This is a genomic window from uncultured Sphingomonas sp., assembly GCF_913062585.1.
Lineage (GTDB): Bacteria > Pseudomonadota > Alphaproteobacteria > Sphingomonadales > Sphingomonadaceae > Sphingomonas.
Window position 1 is genome coordinate 91,338 of sequence record NZ_CAJXWX010000008.1, and the last position, 19,721, is coordinate 111,058.

A 19,721-nucleotide genomic window follows, 5' to 3' on the forward strand; every position below is an offset into this window, starting at 1 on the left:
GATCATGGACGCGAATTCACCGCACGGTTTTCCCTTTTCCATCGTGGGTTTCGACCTGGATGGCACGCTGCTCGATACCAGCGGCGACTTGGCGGCGGCGGTGAACCACGCGCTCGCGTCCATCGGTCGCCCGGCGCTGAGCGTCGAGGCGGTCAAGCCGATGATCGGCGGCGGGGCGCGGGCGATGCTGAAACACGGGCTGGACGCGACGGGCGGCTATGACGAGGCGACGCTCGATGCGCTGCACCGCCTGCTGCTCGACCATTACGAGGCCAACCTCGCCGTTCACACAACGCCCTTCCCCGGTACGCTGGCCGCGCTCGACGAACTGGCGGCGCGCGGCGTGACGATGGGCGTCATGACCAACAAGCTGGAGCGGTTCGCGCGCGGCATCCTGGACGCGCTCGGCCTGACCGACCGGTTCGCCGCGATCATCGGCGGGGACACGCTGGGCGTCGCCAAGCCCTCGCCCAGACCGATCCAGGCGCTGGTCGAACAATGCGGCGGCGGGCATGCAGCGTTCGTCGGCGATTCGATCTTCGACGTGCAGGCCGCACGCGCCGCCGGCCTGCCGGTCGTCGCCTGCTCCTTCGGCTTCCTCAGTCAGCCGGTCGAGACGCTGGGCGCGGATGCGGTCATCGACGGATATGACGAACTCATTCCGACGCTGCGGCGGCTCGGCGCTTCCGCCACTTGATCCACAGATGCCGCGCGAGCAGCGGCAGCGGCATCCGGATCAGGTGCGAGCGGATATAGAAACCCAGCCGCGTCAACGGCCGCCGTTCGCGTCCCCATCCGTTGCGGGCCATCATCCGGCGGCGATAGAGGCGGTCGAGGGGCGTCAGGTGCCGCCATGGTTCGGGCACATCGGTCCCGTACAGTGCATGGCTCAGCCGCATCGCCCGGCCCATCGCCGCCGACAGGCCATGGTGCCGGGCACGGTCCTCCAGCCCCTGAGTGCCGCCTTCCTCGACTAGCGCATGAATGTCCCAGAGATTACGCAGGCCGCCGCTCAGGTCGCCATCCGCAAAAAGATGCGCCGCGGCATGAACGAGCATGTCGGTGTGGCACAGGACCGCCAGCCCGCCCTCCAGCGGCACGGCATCGGCGATCATCGCGGCCGCATCCGGCCGGGGGCGTGCGGTCAGCGGCAGGATGGTGTGGTGGACATCGACCATCCGGTCGCGCTCGCCGTGAACCAGCGGCGGCAGTTCGTGCATCCAGCGCCGGTAATAGAGATCGTCGTAGGGGTCGGACTTCAACCAATCCCATCCCGCCGCCAGCAGCAGCTGCTCGGCCTGGTCGAGGGATGCGCGGGGCAGCAGGATGTCGCAGTCTCCGATCCCCCGCCCTTGCCCCGCCGCCAGTCCCGCCGCGACAAAGGCGCTGCCCTTGAGCAGGATGACCGTCTTTCCGAGAGGTGCCAGCGCACGGGCGACGCGATGGGCTTCCCACAATGCCGTTCGCCGGACCTCCGCCGCCTCTGCACGGGCGCCGTCCAAGGCCCTTTGCACAGCCACGGGCACGGATGGCCCGTCCAGCCGATGCGCCAGCGTCCCCAGCAAGGTCTCGGCCCGCGCGACACACACGACCTCGGTCCAGGTCTCAGGGGCCAGCATCGCCGACCGCTCCGGCGACCGCAGCAGCGCGACCAGCGTCTCGGCCGCCCTCACAAGGCGCTCCAGATCGATTCCACCGCCGCGACACCGGCCTCGCCATCGGGATAGTCGAGCGCGACGGCGGGCACCTCCGCGCGAAGCCGGGTCAGCGCGCGGAAACCCGCCTCTCCCAGCGCGACATAATTGGTCGAGGCCTGGGTCAACCGGACGAAGGTTTCGGTCGGCGCCATACCCTGGAGCGTCAGGGGAAAGCCGAAGCGTGGAAAGATCATGAGCGCCGGGCGAGCGGGCTCGTCCATCGCGGCGACCGCTGCGGCATCGGGGGCGACATGGCGGACCTCGCCTTTGGGCGTGCCGGACAGGAGCGGGCCGGTCAGCCTGTCCGGCGGAATAAGGGCCACGCTCTCATTCTTCAGACTGATCGGACGCGGAAAGGGATGTGCCAAGCCGGTCGTCAGGTCGATCAGCGCGAACTCATCGCCCAGGAAACGCCAGCCGCGCTGCGACAGCAACAGCGCCAGGGTCGATTTGCCCGCCCCCGACACGCCGCTCATCAGGATCGCCCTGTCGCCTCGCGCGACGACTGCGGCGTGCAGCAGAAGGTGACGGCGATGGCCCAGCGCGACCTGCAGGTTCATTCCCATCTCGGCGGCGAGCAGCCCATGCGCCAGGGCCAAGGGGGCGGCATCGGGGAGATGATAGTCGCCCATGGTCCTGACCGCAGGCCGCAACCACCGCCGCGCCAAAGATGCTGCCTCCAGCCGGACGCTATAGTGCGCAAAATCGGCGCGCGGATAATCACGGTACAAAGCGTCCAGCGCGGCGATCGGCGCGCGCCAGTCCGAGCCGATACGGAACCCGACCAGCCCGACGCGCAGGGCGATCCGATGCCTCACAGCCGGTCGACCAGCCCCGCCGCCTCCAGTTCGTCGAGCCGGACACGCAATATCGCCGTATCGTCCTCGTCCGCATCCCCCAGGTCGTAGGTTCCGGCCAGGCGCGCGAGCAGCGCCTCGATATCGAGCGGCGCCTCGTCCAGCGCCTCGAGGATTTGCGGTGCGGGTTCGTTGAGCAGATGGGTGATGCCCGATGGGCGATGATAGACGGCGGTGAAGATATCCAGCGGCTCGACGATCAACAGCGCCGCCTCCGCCGCGCGGTAGCGCGGAACGGCCATGCGCTCAGGTCCTGGGATTCTGCACGGACAGGAAACAGGTATAGCCGCTCTGCCCCATCTTCAGCTTCCTGATATAGGCGAGATAGGCCTGCGTAGCCTTGCTGGTCGCCCCGGGCAGGTTCTGCCCCTGGAACATCGCCTTCTGCACCTCGTCGCCGGTAAAGGGACGCGACGGCGGCGGGAACGGGCCATAGCCGGTGATCGGTCCCAACAGGCTGGGCGGCGCCAGCGATCCGTCGCTCGCGATATATTTGCCCGCATTGCCGGGGTCCGGCACGGGGATCTGACACGCCAGGATAGACGCGGTGGCCTGTGCCAAGGCCGGGCGGATCGCAACAACCGAACTCGCGCCGACCGCGCCCAGCATCAGCATCCGGCGGCTCGTCACGCTGGAAGGAACAGGGGTGGCCGGTTCCTCGGGCGCGGGGCCGTGGTCGGGAGGCGTGTCATCCATGACGTTGCGATGTCCCATATTCATGGCGTTATCACAAGAAGCCGTGCAGGCGCGGTCGTTTCCCAAAGCTGGAAAAGCGGATGCGCGAAGGCAGACAGCGCCGTCGTCGCCCGCTACATCGACACCTCATGGGATTCGGCATTCGCACCTTATGGGCCGTCGTCGTGGCCGTCGTCGCCACGGTCGTGGTGTTTCTGACTGGCGGCCCCGCCCCGGCGATCATCACGCTGGTCGGCGGGATCGCGGCCGCGCTCGTCGCGAGCGAAGGCGTCTCCGACACCCCGGACGATCTTCCCGCGCTCGAAGAACAGGGCAGCCTGTCACCCCTGCTCGAAGAGACGCTGGATGCCATCGTCGAACCGGTATTGTTGATCGAGCGGGGCCGCGTGATCCTCGCCAACCGTTCGGCGCGGGGGCTGCTCGGCTCGCATATCGTCGGCGAGGATGCGCGGATCGCCATTCGTCACCCCGCCGCCGCCGAGCGCCTGATCGCACGCGAAGGCGTGACCGACCCCGACCACCCTATATCGCTCGTCGGCCTGGGTTCGTTGGAACAGCGTTGGGAGATGCGGGTCGCCGACACCTCCAGCGGGCAACGCATCGTCCATCTGATCGACCAGACCGCGCATGACGCCGCCGAACGGATGCGCGTCGACTTCGTCGCCAATGCCAGCCACGAATTGCGCACGCCGCTCGCCTCGATCCTGGGTTTCATCGAGACGCTGGGCGACGAAGCGGGCGAAGACGCCGAAATCCGCGCCCGCTTCCTGAAGGTCATGTTCGACGAGGCGCGGCGGATGCAGCGGCTGGTCGAGGATCTGATCTCGCTGAGCCGGATCGAGGCCGACAAATATCGCCAGCCGGCGCAGCCGGTCGACATGAACGACCTGGTCCAGCATGTGTGGGACGAGTTCCTCGACTCCGGCTCGCGCCGGGCCGAGGATATCAACTGCGACCTGACGCCCGACCTGCCCCCGATCGCGGGCGACCGGGCCCAGTTGTCGCAGATGCTGCACAATCTGATCGGCAATGCGATGAAATATGGGCGGGCGGACACGCCGGTCCGGGTCACGCTGGAGCGTGACGGCGCCATGCTGAAGCTCGCGGTCGCCGATCGCGGCGAAGGCATCGCCGCCAGCCATATTCCGCGCCTGACCGAACGCTTTTACCGGGTCGATTCGGGCCGCAGCCGGAGCATCGGCGGCACCGGGCTTGGCCTGGCGATCGTCAAGCACATCGTCGAGCGTCATCGCGGCAAGCTGGAAATCGCCAGCGAAGTGGGCGTCGGCACGACCTTCACCGTGCGGCTGCCCACGATCAAAAACGCCGATCGGACGGTTTCCGAGGTGAGTGTCACAAAACCACAATAAAAATGTCACACGGGGGTCCGGCGAGCATGGCAGCGCCGGTTCGCAACCAAGATGGTCGCCCTCCCTCCAAGGAACCCGATGCGCCTGCCCTGCCTTCTCGCCGCGATATTCGCGCTGGCCGCCTGTCACGACCAGGCCAATGGCGGCGGCGCGGGCGTGCGCGAGCAGATCACGGCGGTCGGCTCCTCGACCGTCTACCCCTTTACCACCATCATCGCCGAGCGTTTCGTCGCGTCGGACCCGGATGCCAAGGCGCCGGTGATCGAGTCGACCGGCACGGGCGCGGGCATGAAGCTGTTTTGTGCCGGGATCGGGGCGGGCCACCCGGATATCGAGGACGCATCCCGCCGGATGAAGGCGAGCGAATATCGCGAGTGCGCCGCGCACGGCGCGCCCGATATCCTAGAAATTCAGATCGGCATCGACGGCATCGCCTTTGCCGAATCGAAGCGCGGGCCGCGCATGGCCCTCACCACGGTCGATCTCTACCGTGCCCTGTCGGCGCATCCGGGCGGTCGACCCAATCGCGCGCGGACCTGGGCCGATGTGAACCCGGTGCTGCCCGCCACGCCGATCCAGGTCTATGGCCCGCCCGCGACCAGCGGCACCCGCGACGCGCTGGCCGAGCTGATCCTGATGAAGGGCTGCGACGCGGTCGAACCGGGCGCGGTCGCGCTTAGCCACCGTGATCCCGACGCGCACCGGCTGATGTGCGCCCGGGTCCGGGACGACGGCGCCTATATCGATGCGGGCGAGAACGACAATCTGATCGTCCAGAAGCTCCAGGCCAATCCGGATGCGATCGGCGTCTTCGGCTATTCCTATCTGGAGGAGAACCGCCAGACGGTGGACGGCGTCGCGATCAATGGCGTGAAGCCGACCTATGCCGCGATCGCCGCCGATCAATATCCCGGATCGCGCGCGCTCTATGTCTATGTGAAGAAGGCGCATCTCGACGCCATTCCGGGCCTGCGCGACTTTCTACGCCTCTATGCGGCCAATTGGGGCAAGGACGGACCGCTGGTCCGGCGCGGACTGATCGCCGCGCCCGCCGCCGTCGAAGCCCGGTCGAGAGCGATCATCGCCCGCGAAATCCCGCTCGATCCGGCGGCGCTGCCGCTATGAATGGGGCGATCCTCCTGATCCTGATCGTCGGGCTGGGCGTCATCGCCTGGGCCAGCACCCGGATGCGCGCGCTCGGTTTCCGGCGCGGGACGGGCGCGCGGGCCAGCTCGCTGCCGCATCATCATGGCTGGTATGTCGCGCTGTGGACGGTCGTGCCGCCGCTGTTGTTCCTGGCGGTCTGGGTCGCGACCTCGCCCGCGCTGGTCACCGAGACGGTCGTCGCGACGCCGGCCGCCGCGCAGCTGCCGCCACCGGGGTTCGAGCGCGCCGCGATCCTGTCCGAAGCGCGCGCGCTGGCGGCCGGACGGGCGCACGGTGCCTTCCATGCCCTGTCGCGGACCCTAGCGCCCGCCTATGACCGGGCGCAGACGCGCTTCGACTGGATCGCGACGGCGGTCGTCCTGCTGCTCGCGCTGGCGGGGGGAGCCTATGCCTATCTCCGCGTCCGCCCCGATTTCTCGGCGCGCACCCGAATCGAGCGGGTGGTGCTCGGGCTGCTGCTCGGCGCGTCGCTGATCGCGATCCTGACGACGGCGGGGATCGTCGCATCCCTGCTCTACGAAGCCGGGCGCTTCTTCTCGGTCGTCCCGATCACGGACTTCCTGTTCGGCACGCATTGGAGCCCGCAGGTCATCGACCCGCGCGATCCGGGTGCGTCGCTGGGCGCGGTGCCGCTATTCTGGGGCACGTTCTTCATCGGTGCGGTCATCGCGATGGCGGTGGCCATCCCCTTCGGTCTGATGAGCGCCATCTATCTGACGCAATATGCCGCCCCCCGCGCCCGCCGGATCATGAAGCCGGTGCTTGAGGTGCTGGCTGGCATACCGACCGTCGTCTACGGCTATTTCGCCGCGCTGACCGTCGCGCCCGCCGTTCGTCAGTTCGCGGTCGCGATCGGCATCGACTGGGCCTCGTCCGAAAGCGCGCTGGCGGCCGGGCTCGTGATGGGCGTGATGATCATCCCCTTCGTCTCCTCGATGGCCGATGACAGCCTGGCGGCGGTGCCCAGCACGATGCGCGACGGCAGCCTGGCGATGGGGGCGACGCCGTCGGAGACCATCACCCGCGTCATGCTGCCCGCCGCCCTGCCCGGCGTCGTCGGCGGCGTCCTGCTAGCCGTGAGCCGCGCGATCGGCGAGACGATGATCGTCGTCATGGCCGCAAGCGGCGTCGCCACGCTGACCGCCAATCCCTTTGCCAGCACGACCACGGTCACGCGCCAGATCGTCGATCTGCTGACCGGCGAGGCCGAGTTCGACAGCCCCAAGACGCTCGCCGCCTTCGCGCTGGGCCTGACCCTGTTCGTCATCACCCTGCTCCTGAACATCGTCGCGCTCAGCGTCGTGAAGCGGTACCGGGAAAGCTATGAATAGCCCGCCGCCTCCTGCGCCCCATTCGTGGGACAGCCCGGCCATGGTCCGGCGGCTGCGGCGGCGCTATGCCGCGGAGCGCCGCTTCCGGCGCCTCGGCGCGGCGGCCGTGGCGCTGTCGGCGGCGTTTCTGGCATTCCTGCTCATCACCATGCTGGCGCAAGGGATACGCGGCTTTACCGAGACCCGGGTGACGATGCCGGTCGACCTGGCCGTAGCGGGATTGCCGATCGAGCCGGCGCGCCTGAAGGGGCGCGGTGCCGACCTTGCCCTGGCCGGGGCGGGTCTGGAGGATGCCGTCAATCGGGCCGCGACGACCGCATTCGGCCCGGACGGCACCGATCTTCTATCGCCGGGCGCATGGATCACTGTGCGTGACGCGGTCAAGGCAGACCCAGCGCTGCTCCACCGCCAGACGATGTTCGCGCTTCCCGTCGCCAGCCGGTTCGACGTCGCCGCCAAAGGCGTCGGCACGCCCGATGCGGAGGCGGTCGTCGCGCGGTTGCGGGCCAGGGGTGTCTTGTCGACCGGATGGGACCTGGGCTTCCTGCGCGATGCCGATGCCACCGATCCCACCCGGGTCGGCATCTGGGGCGCGGCCAAGGGATCGCTGCTGACCATGCTGGTCACGCTGGCACTGGCCTTTCCGATCGGCGTGCTTGCCGCACTTTACCTCGAGGAATATGCCCCCAAGAACCGCTGGACCGACATGATCGAGGTGTCGATCAACAATCTGGCGGCGGTCCCCTCGATCATCTTCGGCCTGCTCGGCCTGGCGGTATTCCTCGGCACCTTCGGCCTGCCACGTTCGGCGCCGCTGGTCGGTGGCCTGACGCTGGCGCTGATGACCATGCCGGTCATCGTCATCGCAGGGCGCAACGCGATCAAGGCGGTGCCGCCGTCGATCCGCGACGCCGCGCTGGCGATCGGCGCGTCGCGGGTGCAGGTGATCTTCCACCATGTCCTGCCGCTGGCTTTGCCGGGCATCCTGACCGGCACGATCATCGGCATGGCGCGCGCGCTGGGCGAGACCGCGCCGCTGCTGATGATCGGCATGCGCGCCTTCATCGCAGCACCGCCGCGGGGACTGACCGACCCGGCGACCGTGCTGCCGGTGCAGATCTTCCTCTGGTCGGATCAGGTCGATCGCGGGTTCATCGAACGCACCTCCGCCGCGATCATCATCCTTCTGGTCTTCCTGCTCGCGATGAACGGGCTGGCCATCTATCTCCGCAATCGGTTCGAGACACGCTGGTGAGCACACCCAAGATAAGCGCGCGCAACGTCAGCGTGTCCTACGGCGCCAAGCAGGCGATCCGCGACATCTCGATCGACGTCGACATGGATCACGTCATCGCGTTCATCGGCCCGTCCGGCTGTGGCAAGTCCACCTTCCTGCGCACGCTCAACCGGATGAACGACACCATCCCCTCGGCACGCGTATCGGGCGACGTGCGGCTGGACGGGCAAGACATCTACGCGCCCGAGATGGACGTCGTGCAGTTGCGCGCGCGGGTCGGCATGGTGTTTCAGAAACCCAACCCCTTCCCCAAGTCGATCTACGAGAATGTCGCCTATGGCCCGCGCATCCACGGGCTGGCCGCGTCACGCGCCGAGCTGGACATGATCGTCGAGCGGTCGCTGACCCGGGCGGGCCTGTGGAACGAGGTGAAGGATAGGCTGTCCGAGAGCGGCACCGCCTTGTCGGGCGGCCAGCAACAGCGGCTGTGCATCGCGCGCGCCATCGCGGTCGACCCGGAAGTCATCCTGATGGACGAGCCGTGCAGCGCGCTCGATCCGATCGCGACGGCGCGCATCGAGGAGCTGATCCACGACCTGCGCGGGCGCTACGCCATTGCGATCGTCACCCATAATATGCAGCAGGCAGCCCGCGTCTCCCAGCGTACCGCCTTTTTCCACCTCGGCACGCTCGTCGAGTACGGAAAGACGTCCGACATCTTCACGAACCCGAAGGAAGAGCGGACGAAGGATTATATTACCGGCCGTTACGGCTGAGGACGAGGATCATGGACCACACCGTAAAAGCCTTTGACAACGATATCGGCCGGTTGCGCGGGCTGATCAGCCAGATGGGCGGATTGGCCGAGGAGGCGATCGCCAATGCGATCAAGGCGCTCCAACGCTCCGACCTGGAACTGGCGCGCAAGGTTCGCGAGGACGACAAGGCGATCGACCTGATCGAGGCGGAGGTCGAGCGGCTGGCCGTGCGCACCATCGCCCTGCGCGCGCCGATGGCTAACGACCTGCGCGAGGTCGTCGCCGCGCTGAAGATCGCCAGCGTCGTCGAGCGGATCGGCGACTATGCCAAGAACATCGCCAAGCGCGTGCCGATGATCGAGAGCGAGGACCGGATCGAGCCCGTCTCGATCCTGCCCGCCATGGCGCGGATCGCCTCCGCGATGGTGCACGACGTCCTCGACGCCTTCGCCGCGCGCGATGCCGAGGCGGCGGTGCGGGTCCGCGACAGCGACAACGCGCTCGACGATTTCTACGACTCCATCTTCCGCACGCTCGTCACCCATATGGTCGAGAATCCCAAGACGATCGGACAGGTCGCGCACCTGCTGTTCATCGCCAAGAATCTCGAACGTATCGGCGACCATGCGACGAACGTTGCGGAGATGGTCTATTTCGCCGCCACCGGCACCCAGATGGGTGAGCGGGACCGCGGCGGTACTTTGCCTTCTTGAGGGAACAGGCACGATGGCACGGGTAAAGATGTTGCTGGTCGAGGACGACGCCGCGCTGGCGGAATTGCTCGTCTTCCATTTCAAGCGCGAGGATTTCGAGGTCGCCCATACGCCCGACGGCGAGGAGGCGTTGCTGCTGGCGCGCGAGAGCACGCCGGACATCGTCCTGCTCGACTGGATGGTCGAGGGGATTTCGGGGATCGAGGTCTGCCGCCGCCTGCGCCGTTCGCCCGAGACGGCGAATGTGCCGATCATCATGCTGACCGCGCGCGGTGAGGAAGAGGATCGGGTGCGCGGGCTGGAGACGGGGGCGGACGATTATGTCACAAAACCCTTCTCCCCACGCGAACTGGTGGCGCGCGTCGGCGCGGTGCTGCGGCGCGTTCGACCGGCACTGGCGGGCGAGGCGCTGACCTATGCCGATATCGAGATGGACACGGTCGGCCACAAGGTCCGCCGGGCGGGCGAAGTCGTCTCGCTCGGGCCGACGGAGTTCCGCCTGCTCAAGCATTTCCTGGAGCATCCCGGCTGGGTCTTCTCACGTGAACGGCTGCTCGACGCGGTCTGGGGCCATGACTCGGATATCGAGAGCCGCACGGTCGACGTGCATATCCGTCGCCTGCGCAAGGCGATCAATATCGGCGACCGTCCCGACATCATCCGCACCGTCCGTTCGGCGGGCTACTCGCTGGACGCGGGCGGCTAAAAAGCGCGTCACGATCGGGTCGCAAGCGAAACGAGGGAGCCAAGTGCGGCATGGGGCGTTCACCCCACGCGCTAACGCACTTGCGCTTCTGAACAGGAGATTCGCATGAAGCTCGTTTTTCTGGCCGTCGCCGCGCTGATGGCGACGCCCGCCGTGGCTCAGACCACGACCCAGACCGATACTACCGCACAGGCCGGGATGCAGGCCGGCGGCGCGACGGACACCACCACCGGCTCGACCCAGGCCAATGCAGCCGCTTCAGCCGCGACGATGACCGCCGGCGGTTATCAGCCCGCCCAGCCGCCCATGGCCTCGCCCCCGCCCCCGGGCGCGCCGGTCGTGTTCCAGCAGGCGCCCAGCCCGTCGCAGGCCTATCCGGCCCCGGCGGCGCTGAAGAGCTATCCGATCTGCAAAAAGGGTCAGTATGACCAGTGCCGTCAGCGTGGCGGCAAGTAATCGGTCGATCACCCGGCTGTAAGAATGGCGCCGGTTCCCAATTCGGGGACCGGCGTTTTCTTTTGGCCGCTTATTCCTCGACCAGCTTCATCAGACGCCGCTCGACGGGCGCCAGCACCGGGCCCAGTTCATGGCCGCGCTTCAGGACGGCACCGCCCTCGCCGATCAGCGCCCACATGCCCTGCCGGTTGCGGAGCGCCGGTCGCTTTTCGATGCGATATTCCGGCCGCTCGGCGGTACGGCGAAAGGCCGAGAAGATCGCCGCATCGCGCCCCAGATCCATCGCATAATCGCGCCAGTGTCCGGCGGCGACCATGCGGCCGTACAAGTCCAGGATGCGGTTCAACTCAGCCCGCTCGAACCCCACCTGACCGGGGACATTGGGGAAGGGCAGGACTCCCATCAGGCGCGGTCGCGCTTGTCTTCCTGTTCGGCCAGGACGGCATCCAGCCGCCGCCGCATGGTATCCAGTTCGCAGCGCAGCATCTCGATCTTCTGGGTTTGCGGATCGAAGATTTCCGAACAGGGCGTGCCGTAAGGAACGAAGCGCTTCTCGGTGGCCGCACCGCCCTCGACCACCGTCGGTCGAGCGGGGATGCCGACCATGACCGCGCCTTCCGGCACGTCACGGGTCACGACCGCATTGGCGCCAATCCGTGCCCGCGGGCCGACGGTGATCGGCCCCAGCACCTGCGCGCCCGAGCCGATGATCGACCCGTCCGCCAGTGTCGGGTGACGCTTGCCCGCCACGCCATTGTCCGGGCTGGTCCCGCCCAGCGTGACGCATTGATAGATGGTGACGTCGTCGCCGATCTCGGCCGTCTCGCCGATCACCACGAAGCCATGGTCGATGAAGAAGTTGCGACCGATCCGGGCGCCGGGATGAATGTCGACCGCGGTCAGGAAGCGGGTGAAGTGGTTGACCAGCCGCGCCAGGAAAAAGGCCCGCGCCTTATACAGCCGATGGGCAATGCGGTGTCCGGCGAGCGCCCACACCCCCGGATAAAGCAGGATCTCGGCCCGCGAATGCGGCGCGGGATCGCGAGCCCGGATCGAATCGAGATAAGCGGCCAATCGGCTCGGCATGTGCATGTCCCCAGATGCGATACCGGCATTTAGGCACGATATGGCTTGAAATCCAGATAGTCGCAGAGACGGTGTCGTCGCGACAAACTCTATCTTTGTTGCAGCGTTCGTCCCGACACGGCATGGCCGCCCGGCCGAAAGGCGCAAAGGAGACATGATGGACCCGACGAGTAGCGAACTGATCCATATCCTGCCCTTCGTGGGTGTCGGCTTTGCCGCCCAGGTCGTCGACGGCGCATTGGGAATGGCGTTCGGCGTGATCTCCAACACCCTGCTCATCAGCCTGGGCGTCCCTCCCGCCGCCGCCTCGGCCGGGGTCCACAGCGTCGAGACCTTCACCACCGCCGTCTCCGGCATCAGCCATGCGATGCACCGCAACGTCAATTGGCGGCTGTTCCTGCGGCTGATGATCCCGGGCGTCATCGGCGGGGCGCTGGGTGCCTATGTCCTGTCCAATATCGACGCGGCGGTCGTGAAGCCGTTCATCCTGGCCTATCTGACCGCCATCGGCCTGTACCTGCTGGTCCGCGCCTGGCGGCACAAGGCGCATATGCGCGAGCCGAAAGTGGTCGAGCCCTTGGGCTTCATCGGCGGCTTTCTCGATGCAGCGGGCGGCGGCGGCTGGGGCCCGGTCGTGACGTCCAACCTGCTGGCGCAAGGCGCCGCACCGCGGACCACCATCGGCACGGTCAACACCGCCGAGTTCTTCCTGACCGCGACGATCTCGGCGACCTTCATCAGCCAGCTGGGCTGGGGCGCCTTCACCATGGCGACGGTCGGGCTGTTGATCGGCGGCATCTGCGCCGCGCCGTTCGGGGCCATCCTCGCCAAGCGCGTGCCGCCACGGACGCTGCTGACGTTGGTCGGGGTGATCCTGACGCTGACCAGCCTGTGGGGGCTGTATCAGGCGATCAAAGGCTGACCGCCGGATTCCGGAGGGGTGTCACCGCCAGCGGGTACGCCCCTCCACCACCGGGCTGCGCCCGGCGGTCCCCCTTCCCAAGCCGAGCTTGGGGAGGACTTTTTACGCAATGGCCGCGTGGACGGTCGCGACCGCCTGCATGACCGCTGCGATCCGGACCGAGGTCTGGATGATCTCGGCCGAGACGCCCGCCTTTTTCAACACCGCCTCATGCGCGTCGATGCACATGCCGCAGCCGTTGATCGCCGAGACGGCGAGGCTGAACAGCTCGAAATCGACCTTGTCGATACCCGGCGCCGCGATGACGTTCATGCGCAGCTTGGCGGGCAGGTTGCGATATTCCTGGTTCCCCGCCAGATGGGTGAAGCGATAATAGACATTGTTCATCGCCATCACCGCCGCCGCCGCGCGCGCCGCGTTGGCGGCCTCGGGCGACAGCTTGGGGGCGCATTCCGCCTCGGCGGCATCGACCAGCGGCTTGTGGCCGGTGCCGTGCGCGCAGGCGAGCAGCAGGCCATATTTGCGCTGATCGTTCAGCAGCGCCTCGTTCAGCAGCGATCCGACATTCAGCCGAATGTCCTTGGCGAAGTCGGGCAACTGCCCGGCGAATTCCTTGAGCGACATGGAAGAGCTCCAGATAAACGACGCCCCAGTCCGAGTTGCCGACCGCCATGGGTCGGCAACCCTCGCCGGGGCATCGGGAATGGGGTCCGGGGACGGTCTCGCCCCCGGATGACGGGATTACTCGGCCGCGAGCTGGAGGACGTCGTCGCCCTTGTTCCAGTTGCAGGGGCAGAGCTCGTCGGTCTGCAGCGCGTCGAGGACGCGGAGCGTCTCGGCCGGGTTGCGACCGACGTTCAGGCCGTTGATGGTGACATGCTGGATGACATTGTCGGGATCGATGATGAACGTCGCGCGGTAGGCGACATGCTCGTTCTTGTCGACGATGCCCAGCGCGTCGGCCAGGACGCGGCCATTGTCCGCGATCCAGGGGAAATCGGCGGCGGCCAGATCCGGGTCCGACTTGCGCCATGCCAGGTGGACGTGCGCGGTGTCGGTCGACGCGCCGATCAGCACGGCGTCGCGATCCTCGAAATCGCCCTTCAGCTGCGAATAGCCGACGATCTCGGTCGGGCAGACGAAGGTGAAGTCCTTCGGCCAGTAGAACAGGACCTTCCACTTGCCCTCGTACGACGTGTCGCTGATCGTCTCGCCGGCGGGCAGCGCGTTCGTGCCCTGCTGGACGGGAACAGTGAATGCGGGGAGCTTGTCTCCAACGGTCAACATGGCAATAGCCTCCATTTCTACGCAAAAATTCGGCTTCAGCCATCCTCTCGGGCATCGACGGTGGACCGCCTGTATTCGTTGTAGTGACGGATATGGGGACTGGCGCCTTTGATCCAACAAGCTATTTGTCAAATCGCAATCGACTGAGGCGATCAATGGCCGCGACCTACCTACCCACGTTGAAACAGCTGCAATATCTGGTGGCCCTGCAGGATCATGGCCATTTCGGCCGGGCGGCCGACGCCTGTTTCGTCACCCAGTCGACCCTGTCGGCGGGCCTGCGCGAGCTGGAGACGCTGATCGGCGTGACCCTGGTCGAGCGGACTCGGCGCGTGGTGCGCTTCACGCCGCTGGGCGAGCGGATCGCGGACAAGGCACGGCGCGTCCTGCGCGAGGCGGACGAGCTGGGCGATATGGCGCGTGCGGCCGGGCGTCCGCTCTCGGGCGAAATGCGCATGTCGGTCATCCCGACCATCGCCCCCTTCATGCTGCCGCGAATCCTGCCGCGTCTGCGCCGCGACTATCCGGACCTGAAGCTGTTCCTGCGCGAGGAGCCGAGCGGCCCGGCCTGCGAACGTCTGCACAATGGCCGCACCGACTGCGTCCTGCTCGCCTTGCCCTTCGCCTGTGGCGAGGTGACCGCTGAGCCCCTGTTCGACGACCGGCTGTTCGTGGCTTTCCCGTCCGACGAGGACAGAGCGCCACCCGCCGCCATTCCGGCCGCTGCGATCGACGAGAACCGACTGCTGCTGCTGGAGGACGGGCATTGCCTGAAGGATCATGCGCTCGCCGCCTGCAATCGCCCAGAGCTTCGCGCCGAGGCGACGATGCTGGGCACCTCGCTCCACACCATCGTTCAGATGGTCGACAATGGCCTCGGCATGACGATGCTGCCCGAAATGGCGCTGAAGTCCGGCATACTCGACAATACGAACATCACCGCGCGACCGCTCGACGCCGATAACGCCATGCGCAAGATCGCGCTGGTATGGCGCCGCGCCAGCCCGCGCGAAAAGGATTTCCGCCTGCTCGCCCAAGTCCTGTCCGAAGCGGCCTGAGCGCCACACGCAACCGGAGCGGCCCTGCGGGCGTCATGCCCCGCGGCCCCCATCAGCCAAGGAGATTTCGCCCATGACCCTCCCCATGACCCTCAACGCACGCCGACTGGTCGTTCTCTTGCCAATCGCCGCTCTGGTCGGGCTCGGCGGATGCGGACGCGGGCGGGATCAGCGGGAGGCGCCCGCCGCCCCGTCGAGCGAGCCGGTCACCGTCGCGCCGCCGATGCCGGCACCGACCGACCAGCCGATGGCGCCCACCCGCACAATCCTGGACAATGCGGCAGCCACGGGTTCGCTGTCATCGCTGGTGTCCGCCATCCGGGCAGCGGGCCTGGCGACGACGCTGGCCGGGCCCGGCCCCTATACCTTGTTCGCCCCCTCCAATGCGGCCTTCGGCCGTTTGGCGCCGGGTGTGTTCAATCAGCTTCTGCAACCCGCCAACCGGGAATCGCTGGTCCGGCTGATCCGTTTCCATCTGGTCCCGGGCGTCGTCGGCGTCGCCGATCTCCAACAGCGTATCGCGGCGGGCGGCGGCAAGGCGACGCTGATGACCGTTCAGGGCGAACCACTGACTGTCACCATGACGCAATCGGTCATCACCCTGACCGATGCGGGCGGCAACAAAAGCTATATCGAGGCGGGTGACATGGCCCAGGCGAACGGCATGATTCACATCGTGAACGGCGTATTGGTGCCAAAACTGGATTAAGTGCGTTACTCCCGGCAGGTGGGCCGTTTCGGTTGCCGAACGGCTCGCCTGCCCTTCACCATACGGCGCGACGCGACCACGCTCCGCCGTCCGAAGAATGGGAGTATGCTTTTCATGTTGAAGACTTTCGCAATCCTCGCCGCCACCTCAGGCCTTACAATGGCCGGCGTCGCGACGGCGCAGACGACCACGGCTCCAGCGGCGCCCGTCGCCCCTGCCCAGCCAGCGCCCGCCGCGCCGGCGGCTGCGACGCCTGTCGCGACCGGCACCATCGTTCAGGTTCTCGCCGCCACCCCGGACCGCAGCACGCTGGCCAAGCTGGTGGCGACGGCCGGGCTGACGGCGGACCTGTCGGGCCCCGGCCCCTTCACCGTCTTTGCGCCGAGCGACGAGGCGTTCAGCCGGATGCCCCCGGGTGCCCTCGATAATCTCAGCAAGCCGGCGAACAAGCCGGTGCTGGCGACGATCCTGAAATATCATGTCGTATCGGGCAAGCTGACCGCCGAGCAGCTGAAGGCCCAGATCGCAGCGGGGAACGGCACCGCGACGCTGACCACGCTGGCGGGCCAGCCGCTGACGGCGCAGCTGGGGCCGAACGGCAATATCATGCTGACCGACGTCAACGGGCAGAAGGCCTATGTCGACAAGGCCGATGTCGATGCGACCAATGGCGTCGTCCACCTGACCAACGGCATCAACGTGCCGAAGATCGGCTGATCCCAACCGGATCGACATGAGGAAAGGCGGGGCTTCGGCTCCGCCTTTTTCTATGGGGTCGGGTCGGTCCAGCGCGCTGCCGCCACGGCGTCCCCGTGTCGCGCCTCGACCCAGCGCGCCTCCCCACCCCGCGTCTCCCGCTTCCAGAAGGGGGCATCGGTCTTCAGCCGGTCGATCAGATAGGCGCAGGCGTCCAGCGCATCGTGGCGATGCGGCGCGGCGGCGAGGACCAGGACGATCCGCTCGCCGGGATGCATCGGCCCGACCCGGTGGATGATCGTCGCCGCCTGAAGCGACCAGCGTTCGGACGCGGCCCGGGCGATCCGGTCGAGCGCAGCCTCGGTCGCGCCCGGATAATGCTCCAGCTCGAGGCGATCGACACCGTCATCGGCGCGGACGAGCCCGCAAAAGCTGGCCACCGCGCCGACATCGTCGCCCTCCATCCGCGCCATTTCCCCGGCCAGGTCGATCGGATCGGAGGACACCAGTATGCGGATCATCCGCCCGTCACCGGCGGAAAGATCGCGATTTCACGCGCGCCTGTGATGACGGCGTCGAGCGCGACGAAATTCTGGTCCACCGCCGCCCGCAGCCGCTCCGGCTCGGCCAGGGCCTCGGCATGACCAGCGCTCCGCCCCGCCAGCCAACCGATCAGGTCCGCGACCGAGACGACGTCGGTCGGTGGCGTGACGCTTTCCTCGGCCTGCCCGATCCGCTCGCGGACCCAGGCGAAATACAGGATGGTCAGGGGCATCAGCTATCCATGTGCTTGAGGCCGACGCGCAGATAGTCCCATCCGGTGACGATGGTCAGCACCGCTGCGCCCCACAGCGCTGCCAGCGCCGCGACATGCAGCCAGGGCCAGGCCGGAAGCGCACCGCCCAGGATCAGACCGCCGAGCGCGATCAGTTGCAACGTCGTCTTCCACTTGGCCAGCCGCGACACAGGCACCGAGACCTGCAACTGCGCGAGAAACTCGCGCAGGCCCGACACCGCGATCTCTCGGAGCAGGATCACGAGTCCTGCGACCACGCTCCACCCGCTCAGCACCTGCACGGCGACCAGCACCAGGATGACCGAGGCGACCATGATCTTGTCGGCGATCGGGTCCAGGAAGATGCCGAGCTTCGACACGGCACCCTGCGCGCGCGCCAGATAGCCGTCGAAATAATCGGTGATGCCCATCAGGCAGTAGAGTGCGAAGGCGATCCCATAGCCCAGCGCCCAGTCGGGCTGCCACAGCAGCCCCGCGAGCAGCGGCACGGCCAGGATTCGCGAGAGCGTCAACAGGTTGGGCAGCGTCAGCATGACGCCTTCTAACCGCTCGCCCGCACATGACAAACCGCTTTAAGCGGTTGGCGATGCCAGCCCGCATGGTTATGTTGGCGTCATCCTGTTGCCACGATCGGGCCATTTTTCGTTATGCTTAATGCCCTCGGGCTTCTTAAACGGCGTCGGTTCCTGCCGCTGTTTACCACCCAGTTTCTCGGCGCCTTCAACGACAATCTGTTCAAGACGTCGATGGTGCTGTTCGCGACCTACGCGATCTTCACCGATCCCCGTTCGGAATTCTATTTCAACTCCGCCGCCACGGGCGCTGCCATCCTGCCCTTCGTATTCCTGTCCGCGCTGTCGGGCCAGTTGGCCGACGGGCATGACAAGGCGCGCATCATCCGGATCGTCAAGACGGTCGAGATCGCGATCATGCTGGTGGGCGCGGGCGGCCTGCTGATCGCCAAGGCCGGATATACCACCATCGGCCTGTCGCTGATGCTCGGCACCGTGTTGGCGCTCGGCGTCCATTCGACCTTTTTCGGCCCGATCAAATACGCCATTCTGCCGCAGCATCTGGAGCCCGAAGACATATTGGGCGGCACCGGTCTGGTCGAGGCGGGGACCTATCTGGCCATCCTGCTCGGCACCGTCGCGGCGGGCTGGATCCCGGTCGAGGCGGCCGCGATCGGCGTGATGGTGGTCGCGATACTCGGCTGGTTCACGGGGCGGCAGGTTCCGCCAGCGCCACGCGAAGGGCCGCCCATTCCGCTCAACTACAATCCGTTCACCGCGTCGTGGCGGCTGATCTCGGCGACGTTGCATATCCGCCGCCTGTTCCTGGCGATCATCGCGATCAGCTTCTTCTGGACGATCGGCGCGGTGCTGATCATCATCTTCCCGCCGCTGGTGAAGAACGTCCTCACCGCCGACAAGGAAGTGGCCAGCCTGGCGATCGCGATCTTCTCGATCGGCGTGGCCATCGGGTCGGTCGTCATCAACACCATGCTGCGGGGCGAGATCTCGGCGCGCTACTCGCCCATGTCTGTCATCGCGATGGGGGCGTTCGTCGTGCTGTTTTCGGTGCTGTGCCGCAACTGGACCCCGGCGCCCGATGGCGGCCTCTACACCTGGCATGCCTTCCTGGCGGAGCCGCGTGCGATCGGCATCCTGGCGGCGCTGCTGGCCATCGCGACCACGGGGGGCATGTTCGTGGTGCCGCTCTACGCCTTCCTGACGACGACGGTGGAAAAGGATCAGACGGCCCGGACCGTGGCGGCGAACAATATCGTCAACTGCTTCGCCATGACGATCGGATCGGTCGCGGTATTCGGGATCAGCGCGGCGGGCGTGTCGTCGGAGGACATGCTCTTCGTCGTGGCGGGCATGTGCCTGGTCTCGGCCTGGCTGGCGCTTCGCCTGCACCGGGCCTGTGACGACGGCTGCGTCACCCCCGCCTGATCACATCAGGAAGCTGTAGAAGCACACGAAAAAGGCGGTGAAGCTCAGCACGAACAGGCGCAGATCCTGTTCATCGTCCCGGCGGCTGCGCAGTCCCGAAGGCGGCGGTAGCGAACGCCGAAAGGGATGGCGGGCGGCTTCGTTGGTCAGGACAAGGCGGCGTCTCATGGCGCGGACGTTAACCCGGCGTTGACCATTTTTGCATCGCCCCAATTCCGGGC

At 67.0% G+C, this 19,721-nt stretch carries 26 protein-coding genes; 14 read left to right on the forward strand and 12 right to left on the reverse strand.

Annotation, left to right across the window (positions count from 1 at the left end; genetic code table 11):
- The first annotated feature begins 4 nt into the window (after window positions 1–4).
- Window positions 5–697, forward strand: a complete 693-nt coding sequence (locus tag QZ546_RS07700) for an HAD-IA family hydrolase (protein ID WP_294236004.1) — start codon at window positions 5–7, stop codon at window positions 695–697.
- On the opposite strand, the gene QZ546_RS07705 is transcribed toward QZ546_RS07700, so the two are convergent.
- Genes QZ546_RS07705 through QZ546_RS07720 form a run of 4 tightly spaced genes read right to left on the reverse strand, consistent with a single transcriptional unit; the run spans window position 657 to window position 3,250 of the window.
- The gene (locus QZ546_RS07705; protein ID WP_294236049.1) at window positions 657–1,619 is read right to left on the reverse strand and encodes a nucleotidyltransferase family protein; all 963 of its coding nucleotides are present in this window, start codon (window positions 1,617–1,619) and stop codon (window positions 657–659) included. The genes QZ546_RS07700 and QZ546_RS07705 overlap by 41 nt on opposite strands.
- A gap of 50 nt (window positions 1,620–1,669) precedes the next feature.
- Window positions 1,670–2,515, reverse strand: a complete 846-nt coding sequence (locus QZ546_RS07710; protein WP_294236005.1) for an HprK-related kinase A — start codon at window positions 2,513–2,515, stop codon at window positions 1,670–1,672.
- Window positions 2,512–2,796, reverse strand: coding sequence for an HPr-rel-A system PqqD family peptide chaperone (locus QZ546_RS07715; protein WP_294236006.1), 285 nt, complete (start codon window positions 2,794–2,796; stop codon window positions 2,512–2,514). The genes QZ546_RS07710 and QZ546_RS07715 overlap by 4 nt, the downstream gene beginning before the upstream one ends.
- A gap of 4 nt (window positions 2,797–2,800) precedes the next feature.
- Window positions 2,801–3,250, reverse strand: coding sequence for a hypothetical protein (locus QZ546_RS07720; RefSeq protein ID WP_294236007.1), 450 nt, complete (start codon window positions 3,248–3,250; stop codon window positions 2,801–2,803).
- A gap of 128 nt (window positions 3,251–3,378) precedes the next feature.
- Here QZ546_RS07720 and QZ546_RS07725 point away from each other — a divergent pair, with 128 nt between their 5' ends.
- The 8 genes from QZ546_RS07725 to QZ546_RS07760 all read left to right on the forward strand — a co-directional run bounded on the left by QZ546_RS07725 (window position 3,379) and on the right by QZ546_RS07760 (window position 10,988).
- Window positions 3,379–4,620: an ATP-binding protein gene (locus tag QZ546_RS07725; protein ID WP_294236008.1), complete on the forward strand. Its 1,242-nt coding sequence runs from the start codon at window positions 3,379–3,381 to the stop codon at window positions 4,618–4,620.
- Window positions 4,621–4,698: 78 nt separating this feature from the next.
- Window positions 4,699–5,745, forward strand: coding sequence for a substrate-binding domain-containing protein (locus QZ546_RS07730; protein ID WP_294236009.1), 1,047 nt, complete (start codon window positions 4,699–4,701; stop codon window positions 5,743–5,745).
- Window positions 5,742–7,118 carry a phosphate ABC transporter permease subunit PstC gene (gene pstC / locus QZ546_RS07735; RefSeq protein WP_294236010.1) on the forward strand — a complete coding sequence of 459 codons (1,377 nt, stop codon included), beginning with the start codon at window positions 5,742–5,744 and terminating at the stop codon, window positions 7,116–7,118. Before QZ546_RS07730 ends, pstC begins: the two co-directional genes overlap by 4 nt.
- Before the next feature lie 40 nt (window positions 7,119–7,158).
- A complete protein-coding gene (gene pstA / locus QZ546_RS07740) occupies window positions 7,159–8,373 on the forward strand; it encodes a phosphate ABC transporter permease PstA (protein ID WP_294236011.1) in 1,215 nt (404 codons plus the stop codon).
- A complete protein-coding gene (gene pstB, locus QZ546_RS07745) occupies window positions 8,367–9,131 on the forward strand; it encodes a phosphate ABC transporter ATP-binding protein PstB (RefSeq protein WP_294236050.1) in 765 nt (254 codons plus the stop codon). Before pstA ends, pstB begins: the two co-directional genes overlap by 7 nt.
- Window positions 9,132–9,142: 11 nt before the next feature.
- Window positions 9,143–9,826 (forward strand): phosphate signaling complex protein PhoU, encoded by a 684-nt coding sequence (gene phoU / locus QZ546_RS07750; RefSeq protein ID WP_294236012.1) that lies wholly within the window; start codon window positions 9,143–9,145, stop codon window positions 9,824–9,826.
- Between the two features lie 13 nt (window positions 9,827–9,839).
- Window positions 9,840–10,532 carry a phosphate regulon transcriptional regulator PhoB gene (phoB, locus tag QZ546_RS07755; RefSeq protein ID WP_261267735.1) on the forward strand — a complete coding sequence of 231 codons (693 nt, stop codon included), beginning with the start codon at window positions 9,840–9,842 and terminating at the stop codon, window positions 10,530–10,532.
- Between the two features lie 105 nt (window positions 10,533–10,637).
- Entirely contained in the window at window positions 10,638–10,988 is a 351-nt protein-coding gene (locus tag QZ546_RS07760) for a hypothetical protein (RefSeq protein WP_294236013.1), read from the forward strand.
- Window positions 10,989–11,058: 70 nt separating this feature from the next.
- Here QZ546_RS07760 and QZ546_RS07765 read toward each other — a convergent pair whose 3' ends face one another.
- Together QZ546_RS07765 and epsC are read right to left on the reverse strand one after the other, a co-directional pair.
- Window positions 11,059–11,391 (reverse strand): DUF2794 domain-containing protein, encoded by a 333-nt coding sequence (locus QZ546_RS07765; RefSeq protein ID WP_294236014.1) that lies wholly within the window; start codon window positions 11,389–11,391, stop codon window positions 11,059–11,061.
- Window positions 11,391–12,074, reverse strand: coding sequence for a serine O-acetyltransferase EpsC (gene epsC, locus QZ546_RS07770; RefSeq protein WP_294236015.1), 684 nt, complete (start codon window positions 12,072–12,074; stop codon window positions 11,391–11,393). Before epsC ends, QZ546_RS07765 begins: the two co-directional genes overlap by 1 nt.
- A 157-nt stretch (window positions 12,075–12,231) precedes the next feature.
- On the opposite strand from epsC, the gene QZ546_RS07775 reads away from it, so the two are divergent.
- The gene (locus QZ546_RS07775; protein WP_294236051.1) at window positions 12,232–12,996 is read left to right on the forward strand and encodes a sulfite exporter TauE/SafE family protein; all 765 of its coding nucleotides are present in this window, start codon (window positions 12,232–12,234) and stop codon (window positions 12,994–12,996) included.
- A 102-nt stretch (window positions 12,997–13,098) separates the two neighbouring features.
- On the opposite strand, the gene QZ546_RS07780 is transcribed toward QZ546_RS07775, so the two are convergent.
- On the reverse strand, window positions 13,099–13,620 hold the full coding sequence (locus QZ546_RS07780) for a carboxymuconolactone decarboxylase family protein (RefSeq protein ID WP_294236016.1): 522 nt from the start codon (window positions 13,618–13,620) through the stop codon (window positions 13,099–13,101).
- A gap of 117 nt (window positions 13,621–13,737) precedes the next feature.
- The gene (locus tag QZ546_RS07785; RefSeq protein ID WP_294236017.1) at window positions 13,738–14,283 is read right to left on the reverse strand and encodes a peroxiredoxin; all 546 of its coding nucleotides are present in this window, start codon (window positions 14,281–14,283) and stop codon (window positions 13,738–13,740) included.
- Window positions 14,284–14,438: 155 nt separating this feature from the next.
- Between QZ546_RS07785 and QZ546_RS07790 the strand changes: the two genes are divergently transcribed.
- From QZ546_RS07790 to QZ546_RS07800, 3 genes are all read left to right on the forward strand, one after another.
- Complete coding sequence (locus QZ546_RS07790; RefSeq protein WP_294236018.1) at window positions 14,439–15,341, forward strand: hydrogen peroxide-inducible genes activator; 903 nt, start codon at window positions 14,439–14,441, stop codon at window positions 15,339–15,341.
- Window positions 15,342–15,414: 73 nt separating this feature from the next.
- On the forward strand, window positions 15,415–16,050 hold the full coding sequence (locus QZ546_RS07795; protein ID WP_294236019.1) for a fasciclin domain-containing protein: 636 nt from the start codon (window positions 15,415–15,417) through the stop codon (window positions 16,048–16,050).
- Between the two features lie 114 nt (window positions 16,051–16,164).
- On the forward strand, window positions 16,165–16,767 hold the full coding sequence (locus QZ546_RS07800) for a fasciclin domain-containing protein (RefSeq protein WP_294236020.1): 603 nt from the start codon (window positions 16,165–16,167) through the stop codon (window positions 16,765–16,767).
- A 50-nt stretch (window positions 16,768–16,817) separates the two neighbouring features.
- On the opposite strand, the gene QZ546_RS07805 is transcribed toward QZ546_RS07800, so the two are convergent.
- From QZ546_RS07805 to pgsA, 3 genes are read right to left on the reverse strand one after another with little or no spacing between them, the layout of a single operon-like run.
- Window positions 16,818–17,267, reverse strand: coding sequence for a molybdenum cofactor biosynthesis protein MoaE (locus QZ546_RS07805; RefSeq protein WP_294236021.1), 450 nt, complete (start codon window positions 17,265–17,267; stop codon window positions 16,818–16,820).
- On the reverse strand, window positions 17,264–17,521 hold the full coding sequence (moaD, locus tag QZ546_RS07810) for a molybdopterin converting factor subunit 1 (protein ID WP_294236022.1): 258 nt from the start codon (window positions 17,519–17,521) through the stop codon (window positions 17,264–17,266). Before moaD ends, QZ546_RS07805 begins: the two co-directional genes overlap by 4 nt.
- Entirely contained in the window at window positions 17,521–18,075 is a 555-nt protein-coding gene (gene pgsA, locus QZ546_RS07815; RefSeq protein ID WP_294236023.1) for a CDP-diacylglycerol--glycerol-3-phosphate 3-phosphatidyltransferase, read from the reverse strand. The genes moaD and pgsA overlap by 1 nt, the downstream gene beginning before the upstream one ends.
- Before the next feature lie 114 nt (window positions 18,076–18,189).
- On the opposite strand from pgsA, the gene QZ546_RS07820 reads away from it, so the two are divergent.
- A complete protein-coding gene (locus tag QZ546_RS07820; protein ID WP_294236024.1) occupies window positions 18,190–19,500 on the forward strand; it encodes an MFS transporter in 1,311 nt (436 codons plus the stop codon).
- Here QZ546_RS07820 and QZ546_RS07825 read toward each other — a convergent pair whose 3' ends face one another.
- A complete protein-coding gene (locus QZ546_RS07825; RefSeq protein ID WP_294236025.1) occupies window positions 19,501–19,668 on the reverse strand; it encodes a hypothetical protein in 168 nt (55 codons plus the stop codon).
- Window positions 19,669–19,721 lie beyond the last annotated feature (53 nt).